The 17,164-nt window shown below is 54.8% G+C and carries 16 protein-coding genes; 6 read left to right on the top strand and 10 right to left on the bottom strand.

Going from position 1 to position 17,164, the window contains the following annotated elements:
* Positions 1-39 precede the first annotated feature (39 nt).
* On the bottom strand, positions 40-519 hold the full coding sequence (locus ACN0UH_RS08480; RefSeq protein ID WP_417661638.1) for a hypothetical protein: 480 nt from the start codon (positions 517-519) through the stop codon (positions 40-42).
* Between the two features lie 231 nt (positions 520-750).
* Between ACN0UH_RS08480 and ACN0UH_RS08475 the strand changes: the two genes are divergently transcribed.
* The 5 genes from ACN0UH_RS08475 (at position 751) to ACN0UH_RS08455 (ending at position 6,078) form a co-directional block, all read left to right on the top strand.
* Positions 751-1,269 (top strand): sigma-70 family RNA polymerase sigma factor, encoded by a 519-nt coding sequence (locus tag ACN0UH_RS08475; protein ID WP_417661637.1) that lies wholly within the window; start codon positions 751-753, stop codon positions 1,267-1,269.
* On the top strand, positions 1,266-2,225 hold the full coding sequence (locus tag ACN0UH_RS08470; protein ID WP_417661636.1) for a FecR domain-containing protein: 960 nt from the start codon (positions 1,266-1,268) through the stop codon (positions 2,223-2,225). The genes ACN0UH_RS08475 and ACN0UH_RS08470 overlap by 4 nt, the downstream gene beginning before the upstream one ends.
* A gap of 97 nt (positions 2,226-2,322) precedes the next feature.
* Positions 2,323-4,725 (top strand): TonB-dependent siderophore receptor, encoded by a 2,403-nt coding sequence (locus tag ACN0UH_RS08465; protein ID WP_417661635.1) that lies wholly within the window; start codon positions 2,323-2,325, stop codon positions 4,723-4,725.
* Positions 4,726-4,777: 52 nt separating this feature from the next.
* Positions 4,778-5,908 carry a PepSY-associated TM helix domain-containing protein gene (locus ACN0UH_RS08460; RefSeq protein WP_417661634.1) on the top strand — a complete coding sequence of 377 codons (1,131 nt, stop codon included), beginning with the start codon at positions 4,778-4,780 and terminating at the stop codon, positions 5,906-5,908.
* Entirely contained in the window at positions 5,905-6,078 is a 174-nt protein-coding gene (locus ACN0UH_RS08455) for a hypothetical protein (RefSeq protein WP_417661633.1), read from the top strand. Before ACN0UH_RS08460 ends, ACN0UH_RS08455 begins: the two co-directional genes overlap by 4 nt.
* Positions 6,079-6,163: 85 nt before the next feature.
* Here the strand turns inward: ACN0UH_RS08455 and ACN0UH_RS08450 are convergent, their stop codons facing one another.
* Positions 6,164-7,930, bottom strand: a complete 1,767-nt coding sequence (locus tag ACN0UH_RS08450; protein ID WP_417661632.1) for a sodium:solute symporter family protein — start codon at positions 7,928-7,930, stop codon at positions 6,164-6,166.
* Positions 7,931-7,940: 10 nt separating this feature from the next.
* Positions 7,941-8,207, bottom strand: coding sequence for a DUF4212 domain-containing protein (locus ACN0UH_RS08445; protein WP_417661631.1), 267 nt, complete (start codon positions 8,205-8,207; stop codon positions 7,941-7,943).
* 244 nt (positions 8,208-8,451) lie between these two features.
* Between ACN0UH_RS08445 and ACN0UH_RS08440 the strand changes: the two genes are divergently transcribed.
* Positions 8,452-9,081 carry a glutathione S-transferase family protein gene (locus tag ACN0UH_RS08440; RefSeq protein ID WP_417661630.1) on the top strand — a complete coding sequence of 210 codons (630 nt, stop codon included), beginning with the start codon at positions 8,452-8,454 and terminating at the stop codon, positions 9,079-9,081.
* Between the two features lie 151 nt (positions 9,082-9,232).
* Here ACN0UH_RS08440 and ACN0UH_RS08435 read toward each other — a convergent pair whose 3' ends face one another.
* The 7 genes from ACN0UH_RS08435 to ACN0UH_RS08405 all read right to left on the bottom strand — a co-directional run bounded on the left by ACN0UH_RS08435 (position 9,233) and on the right by ACN0UH_RS08405 (position 17,138).
* Complete coding sequence (locus tag ACN0UH_RS08435) at positions 9,233-9,535, bottom strand: hypothetical protein (RefSeq protein ID WP_417661629.1); 303 nt, start codon at positions 9,533-9,535, stop codon at positions 9,233-9,235.
* A 46-nt stretch (positions 9,536-9,581) separates the two neighbouring features.
* Positions 9,582-10,934 (bottom strand): cell envelope integrity protein CreD, encoded by a 1,353-nt coding sequence (creD, locus tag ACN0UH_RS08430; protein WP_417661628.1) that lies wholly within the window; start codon positions 10,932-10,934, stop codon positions 9,582-9,584.
* A gap of 101 nt (positions 10,935-11,035) precedes the next feature.
* Positions 11,036-12,463, bottom strand: coding sequence for a two-component system sensor histidine kinase CreC (gene creC, locus ACN0UH_RS08425; protein ID WP_417661627.1), 1,428 nt, complete (start codon positions 12,461-12,463; stop codon positions 11,036-11,038).
* A gap of 16 nt (positions 12,464-12,479) precedes the next feature.
* A complete protein-coding gene (creB, locus tag ACN0UH_RS08420; RefSeq protein ID WP_417661626.1) occupies positions 12,480-13,169 on the bottom strand; it encodes a two-component system response regulator CreB in 690 nt (229 codons plus the stop codon).
* A gap of 116 nt (positions 13,170-13,285) precedes the next feature.
* Entirely contained in the window at positions 13,286-15,316 is a 2,031-nt protein-coding gene (locus ACN0UH_RS08415; protein ID WP_417661625.1) for a methyl-accepting chemotaxis protein, read from the bottom strand.
* Between the two features lie 312 nt (positions 15,317-15,628).
* Complete coding sequence (locus ACN0UH_RS08410; protein ID WP_417661624.1) at positions 15,629-16,285, bottom strand: hypothetical protein; 657 nt, start codon at positions 16,283-16,285, stop codon at positions 15,629-15,631.
* A gap of 328 nt (positions 16,286-16,613) precedes the next feature.
* A complete protein-coding gene (locus ACN0UH_RS08405; protein ID WP_417661623.1) occupies positions 16,614-17,138 on the bottom strand; it encodes an ATP-dependent zinc protease in 525 nt (174 codons plus the stop codon).
* Positions 17,139-17,164: the final 26 nt, after the last annotated feature.

Below are 17,164 nucleotides of genomic sequence, written 5' to 3'. Positions count from 1 at the left end.
CAGTTCGAGCACAATCAAAATGGCATTGTCGTACAGCTTTCAATCCCCCCGCGAACACACGCCCACCGGCGCCCGTTGCTCGACGTGCCTGATCACACGTAAATCTTTGGCGTTGGTAATATAAGCGCTACGTGCCGTGCTCGTCTCCGAACGCCGAAATAGCCTTGCCCGATCGATTATTTTCTTCGAACAGATAAAACTGATCAGGCGGCGCATCCAGCCAAAAGAAGGTTCGACCTCATGACAGCTGGGCCGGCTCTCAGGAGCGACACTCTTGCCTGTTTTATTCTCACGGCCCTCCAGCGCTTTGTATTGCCAGCGGCAAGCGTAGGTACAGGCGGCGCGCTTACTCATCCGCCCGGATACCCCCTGTGCAAGTGGCTCAAGCTCCATGTTTGAAGGCATATGACGAATGTCAGTGATCCCCTGCGGTGATGAGTCACGTGAAGCAAGGGAATAACGCATATTTTTAAGGCTGCATGCAGGTGAAAGCTGTTCAGCATTGCGCAATAAAGTCATAACTCGGCCCACAACAAAAGGGAACTCTTGAATCTAAAGGACGCACAGCTAAACAGTATTGATCCATATCAATGGTTTGCTGTAACAGGTATACAGATCAATTTGCGTATACCGCAACCTGACCACTGATCTGCCATTTACGCAAAGCAGATTGCGGTAGGTACGGTATTCCTGCGAACATATGAGAATAGTTCTCGATGTATTTTCTATTTAGATAACAGAGCCAATCGCGTGACCTCCGGAAACTCTATTAACCATCACCAGGTGGACGTGCTTTATCGTGACCACCGTGACTGGTTATTCGGCTGGTTACGCAAAAGCCTCAACTGTACACAACGCGCTGAAGACATCAGCCAAGACACTTTTATGCGCCTGCTTGGGCGCTCAGACCTGCTTGCGCCTAATGAACCGCGCGCACTGCTGACGACCATCGCTAAAGGCCTGTTAATTGATCAGCACCGACGAAATCGTCTCGAACAAGCCTATCTGGCCGAACTGGCAAAATTGCCTGAACCGCTGCAACCAGATCCTGAACAGCAGCAAATAGCCTTCGAAGCATTGCTTAGGATCGACCAGTTGCTCGGCGAGCTCTCGGCCAACGCCCGCGCAGCGTTCCTCTACAGCCAAGTTGACGGCCTTAAGCAGCATGAGATTGCACAGAAACTGAATGTTTCTGTTTCCCGGGTACGTCAATACTTGGCTCAAGCCTTGCGCCAATGCTACATCGCACGCTACGGCGAGCCACAATGAATGACATCAGCCGCGCCATACTGGACAGAGCGATCCACTGGCGCCTTAAACTAAATTCTGATGCTCACGACCCCGCTCAACACAGAGCATTTCAGGCATGGCTAAACGCAGCGCCCGAACATGCAGAAGCATGGTCGCGTCTGGATCTGATCGAACAGGATATCAGCCGTAATGCGTCACCCTTGGTACGAGCAGCGCTGATTAAAGACACGCCACCCGCTAAAATCGGCAAAATCAAGAAATCACTACTCAGCATTGCCCTGCTCGCCGTGTTGGCAGCGGGCTGGAGTAATCATCAACGTCCACTAAGCGATTGGCTTGCCGACCAAGTAACGGCGAGCGGCGAGCAATTGCAAGTCCAGTTGGACGACAACAGCGTGCTGCGCCTCAACAGCCGCACGGCAGTCGATATTGAGTTCAGTGCCGATGAACGCCGTCTGGTCTTGCACAGCGGCGAAATTTTGGTTGAAACCGCGCACGACAAACGTCCGTTTATTGTTGAAACCGCGCAAGGTCGCCTGCAAGCACTCGGCACACGCTTTCTGGTACGCGAATCAAACCAGACCACCCGCCTGATCGTATTAAAGTCAGCAGTTGCGGCTCAGCCCGTAGAAGGGGCGGATCGGCGCATCATCAATGCCGGTCAACAGGTGCTGATCACCGAACAAGGCTTGAGTCAGACAGACACCGCGCCCATGGCCGCGGATGCATGGGTGCATGGCATGCTGGTGGTTGAAAACCAGCGATTGGCGGACCTGGTTTCGACGCTCGGGCAATATCGCAGCGGCTATTTGAGCGTCGCCCCTGAAATCGCGGACTTGCGTATCAGCGGCAGCTTCCCGCTGAACAATAGTGACCTCGCACTGGCCACCTTACCGCCGAGTTTGCCGGTACGTATTGAACAACACAGCAAGTGGTGGGTGCGCGTCGTGCCAGCGCCAGCAGAGGCTGAATAATCCGCCTGGGAAAATAATTCACTAATCCCCTAACACTTTTCAAATCTGCTTCGGTAATAAGGTAATGAGACATATTATCCTTTGGGAGCGATTTACAATGCCACTATTCCCTGCACGGTTCCGCCCAAGTTTGTTGCTAGCTGCGATCACCTTGAGCAGCGCCGCCACAGTCGCTAAAGCTGAAACCTACCAACTGCCCGCAGCGCCGCTGACCAGCACGCTCAACAGCATTGCTGCGCAGGCCGGGATCGCCCTGAGCATTGACCCGAAGTTGACCGCAGATAAAATGTCGCAACCGGTTCAAGGTGAGTACGACGCAACCCAAGCGCTTGAAGCCGCTTTGCAAGGCAGCGGTTTGCAGTTGGAGCGCAACAGTGCAGGCAGTTACAGCCTTAAAGCAGCAGCCAGCGATTTATCCGCTGCGGCACTGCCTGATGCAACAGTTATCGGCACCCAGTTGACCACAGGCAGCGAAGCAGACGGCTACCGCAGTGAGTCCGTGCAAAATGTTGGTGCCCTTGGCGGTATACCTCTGCGTGATGCGCCCTACTCCATCAACGTGATCAGCAGTGATCTGCTGAAGAATATCCAAGCCACCTCGATCGATGACGTCTTCAAGCTCAACCCGTCGACGCAGTTCACCTCGCCGACCAGCGCAGGTTATGCCAGCGCGGTCAGCATGCGTGGTTTCAGCAGCGCCGGTAATCTGAGCATCGCCAACGACGGCCTGCGCTATAGCACCGGCTATGACGGCGGTAACTATGTCGAAGAAATGGAGCAGCTGGAGATTCTCACCGGGCTTAGTGGCTTCCTCTATGGCCCTGCCAGCCCTGGCGGTTTGGTCAACTACGTGCTCAAGCGCCCGACTTACCAGCGCTATAACAGCGTCACCCTCGGCAATGCCGGTGGCGAGAACTATTACATGCACGGCGACTTCGGCGGCACCATCGATGAAGCGGGCGTGTTTGCATATCGTCTCAATCTCCTGGCTCAGGATGGAGAGACTGCGATAGACATGCAGAAAAACCGTCGTGAAATGATTTCGCTGGCGCTGGATTGGAATGTCAGCGATGACTTGCTGATCCAGTTCGATGCCTCGCACAAGAAGACCGAAACCCGCGGCCTGACCAGCTACTGGTATTTCGCGGATCAAGGTCTGCGCCCGGATGCAGACAAACTAGATACCGATGAACTCTACAGCCAGCGCTGGGCGTTCTCCGACAGTGAGCACGACCGGGTTGGCAGCCGCTTCAACTGGCGCCTCAACGATATCTTCACCATGCGTGGTGCCTTGGGCTACAGCCAGTATACGAGCGAGTACACCTACACAGGTCCAGAGGTAAACAACCCTGGCACCTACACGCAACCTCTGTATGCCTTCGCGCCAGTCGAAACCGAGGAAACCTCAGGCTACCTGTACCTCGACTCGGTATTTAACACCGGCAACATCGGCCACAAAGTAACCATGGGTTATCAAGGCAATGTGGCCCGTCAGCGCGACTACGAAGACCACATTCCCTATCCCGACGATCAATATAAATCTGTGACCCCAGAGCTGCCACTCAGCCAACACCCGCAGGTGGACAAACCCGACTACAGCATCGGCAATGGTGATCAACGCCTGTCGAGCCGGACCAAGACCGACAATTGGCTGATCGGCGATATCATCACCTTCAACGAACAATGGTCGACCATTCTCGGCCTGACCCACAGCACCATCGAGACTTACAGCAATGACTTCGTCTGGGCCAAAGCCTTTGGCTATGACGAAACCGCCACCACCTATAAAGAAAGCGAGACAACGCCAAACATCTCGCTGATCTATAAGCCGCTGCCTTGGTTGACCACCTACGCCAGCTACATTGAAGGGCTGGAGGCTGGTGGAATTGCCCCCAACACGGCACTAAACGCCGGACAAGCGCTGGCACCGCAGGTCAGCGAGCAATACGAGCTTGGCGTGAAGGCCACTGTTGGCGAGACTTTACTGACCATGGCCTGGTTCAATATCGAAAAGCCCAACAGCTACACCAACGACCAAGGTATCTTCACCGATGACGGCCAGCAGGAAAACCGCGGGGTTGAATTCGGCATTACCGGCAAAATCATCCCGCAGTGGACAGTGGTCGGTGGCCTGACCCTGCTTGATCCCAAAGTCAAAGACTCGTCCGACCCAGCCACCGAAGGGCAAAAACCAGTTAACGTCGCCAGCCAGTACGCCAAGCTCTATAACGAATATGAGCTCAATGCCCTGCCGGGCGTAGCATTGACGGGCGGTGCCTACTACACAGGCAAGATCTACGCTGACGAAGCCAACAATCACAGCTTGCCCTCGGTGACCACCTTCGACGCAGGCATGCGCTATCGCATGGCGGTATCCAACGACAGCGACCTGACCCTGCGCGCCAATGTCAGCAACTTAGCAGACAAGAAATACTGGCTGAGCCGCTCATACCTCGGCGCACCCCGTACCGTTACCTTCTCGGCTCAACTCGAATTCTAAATCGAGTGGCGGCCAGCACTCCACTGGCCGCTCATTTTGATGGACCCCTGTTATGCGTAGCACCACCATTAAACGCTGGTCACAAATACACACCTGGACCAGCCTGATCTGCACCGTATTTTTGTTGATGCTGGCCCTTACCGGCCTGCCGCTGATTTTTCACCACGAGCTGGAGCATCTACTCGGCGAGGCGCCGGAGCTACGTCAGATGCCGGCGGATACTCCGCAACTCAGTTTGCAGCAGTTGGTTGATAAAGCTGAAAGCAGCCGCTCTGGCGAAGTCATTCAGTACATCGGTTACGACGAAGATGACAGTAATGGGGTGATCGCCATTACTGCAGCCACTGCGGGCACCGAGCCCAACTCCTCACACACCTTTATGCTCGATGCGCGCACCGGCGAAGCCGTGGCAATGCCTGCGGCCAATGGCGGCGTGTTGATGTTCATCCTGCGCTTGCATGTGGACATGTTTGCAGGCTTGCCCGGCAAACTACTGCTGGCGTTTATGGGGCTGCTGTTTATTGTTGCGCTCGTCTCTGGCACCGTGCTGTACGCGCCATTTATGCGCCGGCTGGAGTTCGCGACTGTGCGCCATCAAAGATCGACACGTGCGCGCTGGCTTGATCTGCATAACCTGATTGGTATTGTCACACTGACGTGGGCTATCGTCGTTGGCACTACAGGGGTGATCAGCGCTTGCGCCGATATCTTGATCAGCGCTTGGCGCAATGACGCTCTCACCGCACTAGTCGAGCCTTATCGTGATGAACCGCCGCTGACCGAGCGCGCATCAGCCAACAACTTGATAAGTATCGCCAAACAAGCCACTCCGGGCATGAAGCCTGATTTCATCGCCTTCCCTGGCACTCGTTTCTCCAGCGAGCACCATTACAGCGTGTTCATGAAGGGCTCAACACACCTCACCGCACACCTGTGGACACCCGTATTGATCGATGCGCGCACTCTTGAAGTCACCGCAGTCGCCGAACGCCCGTGGTACATGGATGCACTGTCGATGTCGCAACCGCTGCACTTTGGTGATTACGGCGGGCGGCCCATGCAGATTTTATGGGCAGTGCTTGATGTGCTGACCATTATCGTACTGATCAGCGGCTTGTATCTGTGGTGGGTGCGCCGCTATGGCGCTACCGCTCGTTCAAGTAGCAATGAGGTCAGCGCATGAGCTGGAAGCAATCAACCTTTGCCCTGCCGCTCGCTATTGGCGTGCTCAGCCTACTCGGCTTGTTCTGCGCCCTGCTCGGAGACGGCATGTGGGACTGGGTCGCGTGGCTGGGACTGGGTATCCCCTCAGTGCTTGGCTGTTGGCCGCTCATATTTCGTCCACGACAATAAACAGGACTCATAAAAAAATCCGACACCTGTGAAGATGTCGGATTTTTTGTTTACAGCACGACCGCACTATACGGGCGTTTACAACTTAGTGATCGATTGCAGCGCCCGCACCACGTGGGACACGGATGTCTTCGATCAGGTGTTGGATACGCTCTGGTGGAGCGCTGGTAACAGAGGCTACAGCCACCGCCACTACGAAGTTGAAGATCATGCCCAAGGTACCAATGCCTTCCGGCGAGATACCAAACCACCAGTCAGCAGCACCAGCAGTCGGGTCAATGAACTTGTAGTAAACGATGTAGCTGAAGGTGAACGTCAAGCCCACAACCATACCGGCGATCGCGCCTTCCTTGTTCATCTTCTTGGAGAAAATCCCCATGACGATAGCTGGGAAGAACGATGCTGCGGCAAGCCCGAAGGCAAATGCCACCACCTGCGCCACAAAGGCTGGTGGGTATATCCCGAACAGGCCTGCCACAATTACCGCAACACCTGCCGCGATACGAGCGGCCAACAGCTCCTGCTTCTCGCTGATGTTCGGCATCATGTTGCTCTTCAGCAAGTCATGCGAAATCGACGTCGAGATAACCAACAGCAAACCAGCAGCAGTCGACAACGCAGCCGCCAAACCACCCGCAGCAATCAACGCAATTACCCAACCTGGCAGGTTAGCGATTTCTGGGTTAGCCAGAACCATGATGTCGCGGTCAACGTAAAACTCGGTAGCCGCATCAGTTGGTGCATTGGTGACCTGACGCTCGCCATGGGCACCGGTTTCAGCCGAGAAGCTTGGCGCACCAGCAAACGGAGCACCTGGACCGTACTGAATCTTGCCGTCGCCGTTCTTGTCGAGCCAAGCGATCAGACCGGATTTCTCCCAGTTTTTCACCCACTCAGGCGCATTGCTGTATTCCACACCTGGAATGGTTGTCAGCAGGTTGGTGCGCGCAAACGCAGCAACAGCTGGAGCCGTGGTGTACAGAATGGCAATAAACAGCAGTGCATAACCGGCCGACTGACGAGCAGCGCGAACGGTTGGGGTGGTGAAGAAGCGCACAATTACGTGCGGCAGACCCGCAGTACCCACCATCAGCGCCATGGTGATGAAGAACACGTCGATAGTCGACTTGCTGCCATCGGTGTAGACGCCAAAGCCCAGCTCAGTGCCCAGACCGTTAAGACGCTCCAGAACCGACTGACCAGTGCCAATCACTTCGCTACCAAAACCCAACTGCGGGATTGGATTACCGGTGATCAGCATCGAGATGTAGATCGCTGGCACCATGTAGGCAAAGATCATCACGCAGTATTGCGCCACCTGAGTGTAGGTGATGCCCTTCATACCACCGAGTACGGAGTAGAAGAACACGATGCACATGCCGATGATTACACCGGTGTTGATATCGACTTCCAGGTAACGCGAGAAGACGATACCCACGCCGCGCATTTGGCCGGCTACGTAGGTGAAGGAGATAAAGATCACGCAGATTACCGCGACCACGCGAGCGGTCTGCGAGTAGTAACGCTCGCCGATAAACTCAGGCACGGTGAATTTGCCGAACTTACGCAGGTACGGCGCCAGGCACATAGCCAGGAGCACATAACCGCCGGTCCAGCCCATCAGGTAAACACTGCCGTCGAAGCCGGTGAAGGAAATAATCCCCGCCATCGAGATAAACGAAGCCGCAGACATCCAGTCGGCGCCCGTAGCCATACCGTTGAGAACTGGGTGAACGCCTTTACTGGCAACGTAGTATTCGCTGGTAGACCCGGCACGGGTCCAGATGGCGATGCCGATGTACAGTGCAAAGGTTGCACCGACAAACAGATAAATCAGAGTTTGGGTATCCATTGTCGGCGCCTCAGTCTTCGTGGACGTCGTGTTTGCGGTCGTACTGATTCATCTTCCAGACGTAGAAGAAAATCATCGCCACAAATACGTAGATGGACCCTTGCTGGGCAAACCAGAAACCCAGAGGGAAGCCGAAGAACTGAATGGCATTGAGCTCATCAACGAACAAAATGCCGCAACCAAATGACACCACAAACCAGATAACCAACAGCGTCAACATCAGCCGCAGGTTATCCTTCCAATAGGCTTTCGCAGCCTCTTCCTTAGACGCAGACATGTGAGGTTCTCCTCAATTGTTTTTGTTGTTTTGACACCTGCAACTTAGCAGTACAGGGCGTAAGCGCCAGTGAGACTTTGGTCGAGTGCAGTCAGGCTGTATACCGCACCTCACTGTTTATAGGGCATACAGCACAACCATCAAGTAGTTGTTCTGTTGACCCAAGACCAAGGTCGTATACTGCCTCGCTTATCAAAATAAGCCATTAACGTGATGAATCACTCAAAGTCCTGGAGTTAGGCCCATGCCCGGCAAGAACATGACCCTGTTTTACTCGCCAGCCTCACCCTTCGCCCGCAAGGTAATCGTGCTCCTGCAAGAGACTCGGCAACTGCCAAGCGTCGAGCTTTTCGATGTTCAGCTTAGCCTGGTAAGCCCCAGCGGGGACGTCATCGCACGCAACCCATCGGGCAAGATTCCAGCACTCGAACTGGCCAATGGCGATACCTTGCATGACAGCCGGGTGATTCTTGATTATCTCGACCACCAGCACAGTGGCGAGCCGCTAATTCCCCGTGACGGCCCGAAGCGCTGGCAGCGTCTGGCTCTGGCCTCGCTGGCTGATGCACTGCTCGATGCTGCCATTTTGATCCGCTATGAAACTTTTTTGCGTCCACAAGAGCTGCACTGGCCGACATGGCTGGACGCCCAGCAAGAGAAAATTGAGCGGGTATTAACTGAGCTGGAAACCCAAGCCGATACCGCTCAATTGCAACACTTTGATATCGCCTCAATCAGTATTGCCTGCGCGCTGGGCTATCTGGACTTTCGCCAACCGCAACTGGGGTGGCGCGAGCGTTTCCCCCGTTTGGCCAACTGGTACGCCGAAATCAGCCAGCGCGAGTCGATGCTCAGCACTCAGCCACCGGCCTGAGACAAGCAAGTCTTAGCTTCGCGGTACTCACCCTTGCGCCGGGCCGCTTTGGCCCGTAACAAGCACTTGACCGAAGGCGCAAACAATTGGGCGATCTGCCGAGCGAGCCGGGCGCCGCAACGTGCATCCTCGCGCAAGCCGATATGCCCGCTCACCGGCGATACCAAAAGTAGTAAAAACCGCTCCCCAACAACATTGCCAACTGCCCAAGCGCAGCGCAAAGCTGGGTAAAAGACTGCACTGAAGGGTTGTTGGATGCATTGGCGACCCCAGTCAGGCTACTCAGAAAATCAGCCGGCAATGTACTCAAGACCAGCCAACTCAGTGGTGTACCGGTCAATGTCAGCCCACCAATCAGGTCAAAACGCCTCAAGAACATCAGGCCAATCAGCAGAAAGAGGCTGAGAACCGCACCCAGAAAACAACACAGAGAAAAACGCATAAAGATTCGCATGCTCGACACTCCGTAAGCGGCGCGGGATGCCCGCGCCGTAGGTTGATTATTTGGCGGCGCTTGCTACGGAACTCTTACCGACGCCGTACCAGTCGAGATTCCGGGTCAGCACCATAAAGCAGCCGAGTACCGCGAATACCAATATCGAACCCATCAGCAATGCGTAGTCTTCCGCGCTGAGCAGGCCATAAAGCATGGCGTAGAGCATGCCAAGCAGCAGGCCAAAGCCAATGCCCCGCGTGGCACTGCGCAGTACATAGCTGACATAGAAACTGATCAACGCCACACAGCCAGTGGCCGAGACTGAGTAGGCCAAGGCAAAGCCGATGTGCTCCGAGAGTGAGATCAGGAGCAAGTAAAACAACGCCAGCGACAAGCCAACCAAGGCGTACTGCATCGGATGCACGGCCATGCGTTTGAGCACTTCAAAGAGAAAGAACACAGCGAAGGTCAGGGTAATAAACAACAAGGCGTATTTAACCGAGCGCTCAGCCTTGAGGTAATGATCAACCGGGTCGACAAAACTCACGCCCATGCTGCGCGACATCAGGGCTCGGCACTCACCACCCGAACGGCAGCCGGCCAAGGTTTCTTGCATATTGGTGGCAAAGAAACTTGTGTGCCACTTGGCCTTGAACCCTTGGGCACTCACCGAGCGCTCAGTCGGAAGATAGAGCCCGCTAAAGCTCGGGTGCGGCCAATCCGATGACAGCTCAACCAGGCTGTCACGACCAATCGGCGTGACATGCAAACTGCCGGTGCCTTGCAGTTTGAGATCAAAGGCAAAGTTAAGCGTTTGCTGCTTATCCACACTCAATGCGGGCAAAGGCACATGCACACCGCTGCCGAGTATCGGCTCACCACTGCCCGGCTGAAAACTCAGTCGCTGTTTATTTAGCTCTAGCTTGAGATCGTTGTTGATACCGCGAATATCACTGATACCCACCGCAAGAAATGGCTGCTCGAAGCTGTAGTCTTCGAGCTTTTCGCTCACGTCATAGTTAGCTGGCAGATTGAACGCACCACTGATGCGATTATCGCTGTGGTACAAGCGGGCCTGGTAGATTCCGCGGCTACGCAACTCGGTGCGCATCGAACCATTGAGACTGAACTGCTCAGGCAGGAAATACAGGCGCCCGCGCACTTGCCATTCTTCCCAATAACGCTCGCCAGTTTTTTTGTTGGTTTTCCAGCCACGCTTAGCTTGGGTATAAGGTACAACCAGAACCGGCCCAGTCAGTTGCTGAGCAAAGCTGGAACTGCGGGCGATGTCGTCTACCACCCGGTCGCGCTGGTATTGCCGGTCACTGACCAGATTGTCGATCATCAATAGCGGAATAAATAACAGCACAACTAACAGGGCGATGGTGCCCAGCTTGAACAACAAGGGACGATTCATGGTGCAGCTCTCCATGCGTGGGTTGATGGAGGAACTCTGCGCGATGGATGTGGTGGCTTTATGGAGCCTGTGTGGGGAGTCTGTGGAGTTTGTGTGTTGGATTACCGGGCGAGCGGCAGCACAACCCTGACCTCAACGCCACCATCAACATTGGCGATATGCAGTTGGCCGCCATGCAGTTCGATGACTTCCTCGACGAAATTCAAGCCCAGCCCGGTACTTTTACGCCCGGTTTGCGGCCGTGGCAGCGAGTAGAAGCGCTCGGTCAGTCGCTCAAGTGCGTACTCAGGAATCGCCTCACCTTGATTGAAAAAGCGGATCTGCACGCCCTGCTGACAACGCTCAGCCTTGATAGAAATCAAGCCCTGAACAGGACTAAACGCCAGTGCATTATCGAGAATATTGGCCAAGGCCTGGCGCAGCAAAAAAAGCTCGCCCAGCGCCACAAGGTCTGAAGCCACCACCAAGTCAATGCGTAGTTTGGCCGGTTCAATCGCTGGCGCCTGCGCTTGAAGCAGTGACTCCAGCAATTCGGCCAATGGCACCTTGACGCGCTCCTCCAAGGCTTGCATTTGCTCGACCTGAGCCAAGTGCAGCAGCCGTTCGATCAACTGCTGCAAGCGCGAGCTTTCCTGACTGATATTTGTGATAAAGCGTTTGCGCGAATCGCTCGGCAGGTCTTCATCCAATAGCTCAGCCGCACCGCGAATCGCCGCCAGTGGGCTTTTAAGTTCGTGGGTCAAGGTATGCACATAACGCTCAACGTAGGCTTTGCCTTCAAGCTCGGTGCGCATGCGCTCGACCGCCAAGGCCAGCTGGGTCATTTCACCGCCCGGCATGCGCGGCAGCTTTGCACGTCGACCTTCACTAACCGTCTGCGCATAGCGCGTCAGTTGGCGCAACGATGAACTCAGCCACCAACTGAGTAAGCCACCGACCAGCAAGCCCAGAGCAATCAAGCCGTAGCCAAGCCAGGATAGACGCCGCTGCGAGCGCTCGATGTACGGCTGCAAGGTATGATTAGGCTTGGCCACCGTGACTACGCCGATAATCCGTTGACCCTCCTTGATCGGCGCTGCTACATACATCACCGAGCTTTCAGGATCATTTGGGTCTTCACGGGTTGAGCGTGCGCCGTATTCGCCACGCAGAGTCCGGTAGACATCATTCCAACGCGAGTAATCCTGACCAACCGCTTGCCCTGTGGAATCGAGCAAGACAATGCCTTGGTCGTCGGTGACATAGATACGGTGGTTAACCTGAGTTTTCTGCACGCCCCAGATCTCGGCGCTAGGCGAGCGTATTCCATAAGCTTTAAGCAACTGCGGCCAGTGGCTCTGACTGAGTTTTCCAGCCTGCACATCTTCGCGTAGTACCTCAGCCAGCAGATTGGCGGTATCGACCAGGGTTTCCTCGGTGGACTGGCGCACGCCGGGCCGGATTTCGTCCATGACCGTGCTCAGCACGAACCAACCGGACAAGCCGACAAACAGGAAATACACCAGGAATATGCGAATCGCGATGGGCATTAGTTTTCCCCCATCATCAAGCCTCGCACCTGAGGCTGTAGCCCAGGCCGCGATGGGTCTGGATCGGATCATAACTGGCATTCACCTGTCGCAGTTTGGCGCGCAGGCTTTTGATGTGGCTGTCGATATTGCGCTCATAGCCAGCGTCTGCGGAGATACCCAGACCATCGAGTAATTGCTCGCGCGAGAACACCCGTTCCGGGTATTCAAGCAGCACGTTCAGCAACTTGAACTCGTGGCGGGTCAGGCTCAGTAGTTGCCCAAAGTAATGCACTTGTACGCGCTGGGCATCTAGCTCAAAGCTGTGATAGCGCAGTACCGATGCGCTGCTGGCAACGTCACGGGGCGCGACCCGTTTCAGAATCGCCTTGACCCGCGCGGCAACCTCACGCGGGCTAAAAGGCTTGACTACATAATCGTCAGCACCAATTTCCAGCCCCACTACGCGGTCGATCTCAGCGTTACGCGCGGTGAGAAATATCACCGGCACCTCAGACCACCGGCGCAATTTTTTGCACACTTCAAAACCGCTCATGTCAGGCAAACCGACATCAAGGATCACCAGATCAGGTTCAGCCTGCTGCACGGCCTCGAGAGCCGCCTGCCCCAACGCCAGCCAAGTGGTGGTAAAGCCTTCTGATTGCAGGGCATAGATCAACGTATCGGCAATCGCGACTTCATCTTCGACAATCAGAATGTGCGGCATTGGCGTCCTGCGTATTGGCGGTCCCGGCAGGCAGACTGCGACAGGCGCTCAACAGCGTCAAGCGGGCCTGTGCACGGAAGGTTGTTTTTGCTACCCACGCACAGGCCTTTCAGGGTTCAACCCAGACGAAATCGCCCGGTATTCTGCGCCAGTTCCTGGCTACCCAAGCGTAACTTCTCCGAGGCCTGACTCACCGCTTGTGCGCCGTCGAGCAAGGTTCTGGTGTCCTGATCAACCTGTTGGATATTACCGCTGACTTCATCCGCAGTAGCGGCTTGCTCCTCGGCGGCCGTGGCAATTTGCGCCAGGCGATCACTCACCCGTTGCACCGACTCGACAATCCCGTTCAGATCATCACTCATCGCCAGCACACTACTGACATCTCCTTCAGCCTGCGCAACCGCCTGCTCCATCATTTCAACAGACTCACCGACAACCTTGTGCAGATCGGCAACGGTTTGCGCAATTTCCGCGGTGGAGTTCTGCGTGCGTTGTGACAGGCTGCGAACTTCATCGGCGACAACCGCAAAGCCGCGGCCTTGTTCACCCGCCCGCGCGGCTTCGATTGCCGCATTGAGCGCCAGCAAATTAGTCTGCTCAGCAATTCCCTTGATCACATCAACCACACGGGTGATTTGCTCAGTTTGCTGTTGCAACTGCTTTAGAGTTGTCGAGCTATCGCCCAAGCGCGCACTGAGCTGACGCATGCTGGAACTGGTGCGTTCGCTGCGCTGGTTACTTTGATTGGCCACTTCCTGAGTTTGCACCGCCTCGACTGCAGCCTCCTCGCAGCTCTGGGCAACACTTTGCGCGGTAGCCGCCATTTGCGTGGCGGCGGCAGCGATTTGGCTCATCTGGCCTTGCTGACGCTCAACGGCCTGCAAGGAGTTTTGCGCTTGATGGCTCAGCACTTGGACCGTGCCGCCCACGCCCTGACTTTCATGGTTAACACCCTGCAGCGAACCACGAAGCTGAACCACTGCGGTATTGAGTGCCAAGGCGATTTGCGCCAGTTCATCTTTACCGTAAACCTGCATCTGCACACACAAATCACCGTCACGCAGCCCCTGTGCAGCATCGATAATTTCGCTGGCACTGCGTCGAATTGACCAGTTCAGGCACACCAAGCCATAAAGCGCGGCCAAGGTTAGCAAGGCAAAAATCAACACAACGTTTAGCATGCGCATCGCTGCAGCACGCTGGTAGCTCTGTTGGCTGTGTTCAAACTGTTGCGTCTGCGCTTGCTGCAGATTGAGCAGATGTTGCTGCAACACGTCGATTCGCTGAATGAATTGCACGGGCGTCAAGGTCATCGGATTAGCGTCGAACATATCGCGATCAATCTCTTGCAAGAACAGATTGATGCCTTGCTCCGCAGTCTCGAAAGGCTCTTGCAACAGGCTCATCGAGTCAGGCGCGGTGCGCTGCAGGGTGTTATGCGCTTTGAGCACCTGTGTGCTCGACTCATCGATGCTGCGCCGCAAGTCACGAATCCCTACGCGACTTTGCAAGGTGAAATGCTCGGAAACTACCGCACCATAACCACGACTGGCGAAGCTGGCGAGGTTCTCAAGCAGACGCGGCAGCGTGAATGTCAGCTGTTCCATCATCAGGTATGTGTCCAGATGAGGGTCAAGAATCATCCCGCTGTCAGTAGCAATCTGCTCACGAAGCGCGGTGAGATGCTGGAGGTTCATTTGGTAACGTTCCAACGCATCAGGTAACGCAATGCTACCTAACTCGGCGACGGCCAAACGGGGACGATCAGCCTGCAGCGCCTGCAACAGTTCAGTTGTCTGGCTGGACATTTTTGAGCCCGACAATTGCTCAGAGGCCTCTTTCAGCGCCTCATCGAGCTTGCTTTCACGGCTGGTCAATAACCCTTGGGCAGCAGCATCGGTGCCTTTCCAGCGCGCCAATAAAGTGCGCTGCTCAAGCACCTCGCGCTGAACCTGAGCCAGCGCCTGAATATCGTGAAGGCCTTTGATCTGCTGATCAATCAATCGCTGGCCTGCCACGTGCTCAGACCATATAGCCCACAGGGCATAGGCCAGCGGCAATATGAACAAGATCGCGAGGATAAGAAACTTGCGGGCAAAACTAAAACGCTCGAGCAAACTAACGCCCGGCTTGAGTACTACAGTCATGACGACACCTCAAAACACTTAATGCACGCTCAGTGGCAAGCGCAACAAGGTAAGGAACCTCTGAAAAACTACTGCGCTCGATATTACGGCGTTAAAAAACTGCTCAAAATACTCATTTAGACCACTAAACTCCGCTTTTTCGCATTTTTTTGCCTTGTACTATCTACGCTCGCTACCTTTTTCAGAGGATCCCTAATCTCCAAGCAAGAACTACGCCGATGCCAAGATGCCACTACAGATCAAGCTGGCCGTGACACGGGCTTGAAGAGCCACTGAATACCTAGCGAAGTAGTTTTCAGTGCTTCCGTAGCCTTATATCGGCAGGAAAGCCAGTCTCAATATGCTGTGCGTCGCATAATTTATGCTGCGCTGGGAACGCTCAGAGGTGATGGTTGCCATCATGTCTTGATATGCGATGATCTTGCCAAATAAGCGCTCGAAACTGAGGTTATACGGCGGCTTATTAACACCATTGGTGAAGACCAAGCGTTCGCCGTTGGCATCCAGTCGATGCTTCAGGCGCCAGACCAGAATTTCAACATTGCGCGCACTGTTGTAAAGCGCCTGCTGGTCCGGGGTGTCAAACAAATAAAAGTCATCGATATAACCGTAGGACCGGCTGAGCATGCCGCGTAGCCCGGCCATTACTGCGTAGACTCGATCCCCCTGAAAGCGCACATCAAGGGCAGCATCCATCGTCGATAACTCATTTTTACCGAGGTAAGCGGTTTGTTGATTGAGCGGTGTTGCCCACAACTGCTGCTGACGGGAAAGAATGGTTGCGTTAGGGGTTTTGTAGAGTTCGTCAGGATTACGTTCGTAGAGTTTACCCATCAACACAATCAGGCTTTGGTCGATGGTGCGCCAGTGCATATCGACAACCATGTCGATATCAGTCTTGGCGACTTTATTTAGTTTGAGCGAATGAGCGCTGCAGGCGAGCAGGTTAATGCAAAATATGCCGATCACAGCAATACGCCATAGGCCAACCCCCTTGGCCCTGATACCTGATGTTGCCGACACTAGAACAAGAGCCCGCCCGGGGAGAGTTTTTGTACGCGTTGCTGTTGCACCTGAGTCATCCTTGTATGCGGTCAACAGCTCAATTCGGCTGAGCTGTCAGTATTGTTATACCGACAACATAGAACACTCGCCTGCAAGTCTCAAACCCCTAATAACACCAATCGGGGCGGATGACGTTTTTCATCCGCCATTGTTGATGGTATGCATCTGAGTTGGTGGCTCATCGATGTACCACACTTGGTGGACAAGCTTCGCGTTGTCACACCCTACGCACTCAGCATTCTGGGCGTTCGACGGTGTAGCGCTCGGCCGGGTTGATTGCCGCGTCGAGCTTACGAATGGCGCTGGCACCGATTAGCAATGGGTAATCAAAGTGAGTCCGGTCTGTCAGGTTGACCTCAACAGTGCGCAATTGATGCCCCACGCAAATTTCAAGATTGACCACCGGGCGTTCAGTGGTCGAAGGGCTGCTGGCAGTCACATTAGCGCCCTCTTCAGCACGGTTTTTGATTTCGGTAATACGTGCCAACGGCTGTTCATACACAGTATCGTCAGCATCTTTAATGGCTAGGCGAAAGCGTACCCACTCGCCGCCATCGCGCTTGAACTGTTCAATATCCTTGGCTGACAAGGAGGCGGTCATTGCGCCGGTATCCATCTTGGCCTTCAAGGTTTGGCCAATTTGCGGCAGCGTTACCATCTCGTAGCGACCGTAGGTATTCAGCTCGGGGGCAGGTTTCTCGGCAGCCATAACGGGCAAGGCCAATAGTGCAGCAGTTAGCGCAATCACAATCTTCAAACGTCATTTCTCCATGAAAGTCTGGT

The organism is Pseudomonas sp. (genome assembly GCF_048265905.1).
Classification (GTDB): domain Bacteria; phylum Pseudomonadota; class Gammaproteobacteria; order Pseudomonadales; family Pseudomonadaceae; genus Aquipseudomonas.
Note: the sequence above shows the minus strand (reverse complement) of the source record. Positions and strands in the feature narration are given on the sequence as shown.

Coding starts and splice junctions, on each gene's coding strand:
- ACN0UH_RS08480 (WP_417661638.1), bottom strand. CDS start 519: ATGACTTTATTGCGCAATGCTGAACAGCTTTCACCTGCATGCAGCCTT.
- ACN0UH_RS08470 (WP_417661636.1), top strand. CDS start 1,266: ATGAATGACATCAGCCGCGCCATACTGGACAGAGCGATCCACTGGCGC.
- ACN0UH_RS08465 (WP_417661635.1), top strand. CDS start 2,323: ATGCCACTATTCCCTGCACGGTTCCGCCCAAGTTTGTTGCTAGCTGCG.
- ACN0UH_RS08460 (WP_417661634.1), top strand. CDS start 4,778: ATGCGTAGCACCACCATTAAACGCTGGTCACAAATACACACCTGGACC.
- ACN0UH_RS08455 (WP_417661633.1), top strand. CDS start 5,905: ATGAGCTGGAAGCAATCAACCTTTGCCCTGCCGCTCGCTATTGGCGTG.
- ACN0UH_RS08450 (WP_417661632.1), bottom strand. CDS start 7,930: ATGGATACCCAAACTCTGATTTATCTGTTTGTCGGTGCAACCTTTGCA.
- ACN0UH_RS08445 (WP_417661631.1), bottom strand. CDS start 8,207: ATGTCTGCGTCTAAGGAAGAGGCTGCGAAAGCCTATTGGAAGGATAAC.
- ACN0UH_RS08440 (WP_417661630.1), top strand. CDS start 8,452: ATGCCCGGCAAGAACATGACCCTGTTTTACTCGCCAGCCTCACCCTTC.
- ACN0UH_RS08435 (WP_417661629.1), bottom strand. CDS start 9,535: ATGCGAATCTTTATGCGTTTTTCTCTGTGTTGTTTTCTGGGTGCGGTT.
- creD (WP_417661628.1), bottom strand. CDS start 10,934: ATGAATCGTCCCTTGTTGTTCAAGCTGGGCACCATCGCCCTGTTAGTT.
- creC (WP_417661627.1), bottom strand. CDS start 12,463: ATGCCCATCGCGATTCGCATATTCCTGGTGTATTTCCTGTTTGTCGGC.
- creB (WP_417661626.1), bottom strand. CDS start 13,169: ATGCCGCACATTCTGATTGTCGAAGATGAAGTCGCGATTGCCGATACG.
- ACN0UH_RS08415 (WP_417661625.1), bottom strand. CDS start 15,316: ATGACTGTAGTACTCAAGCCGGGCGTTAGTTTGCTCGAGCGTTTTAGT.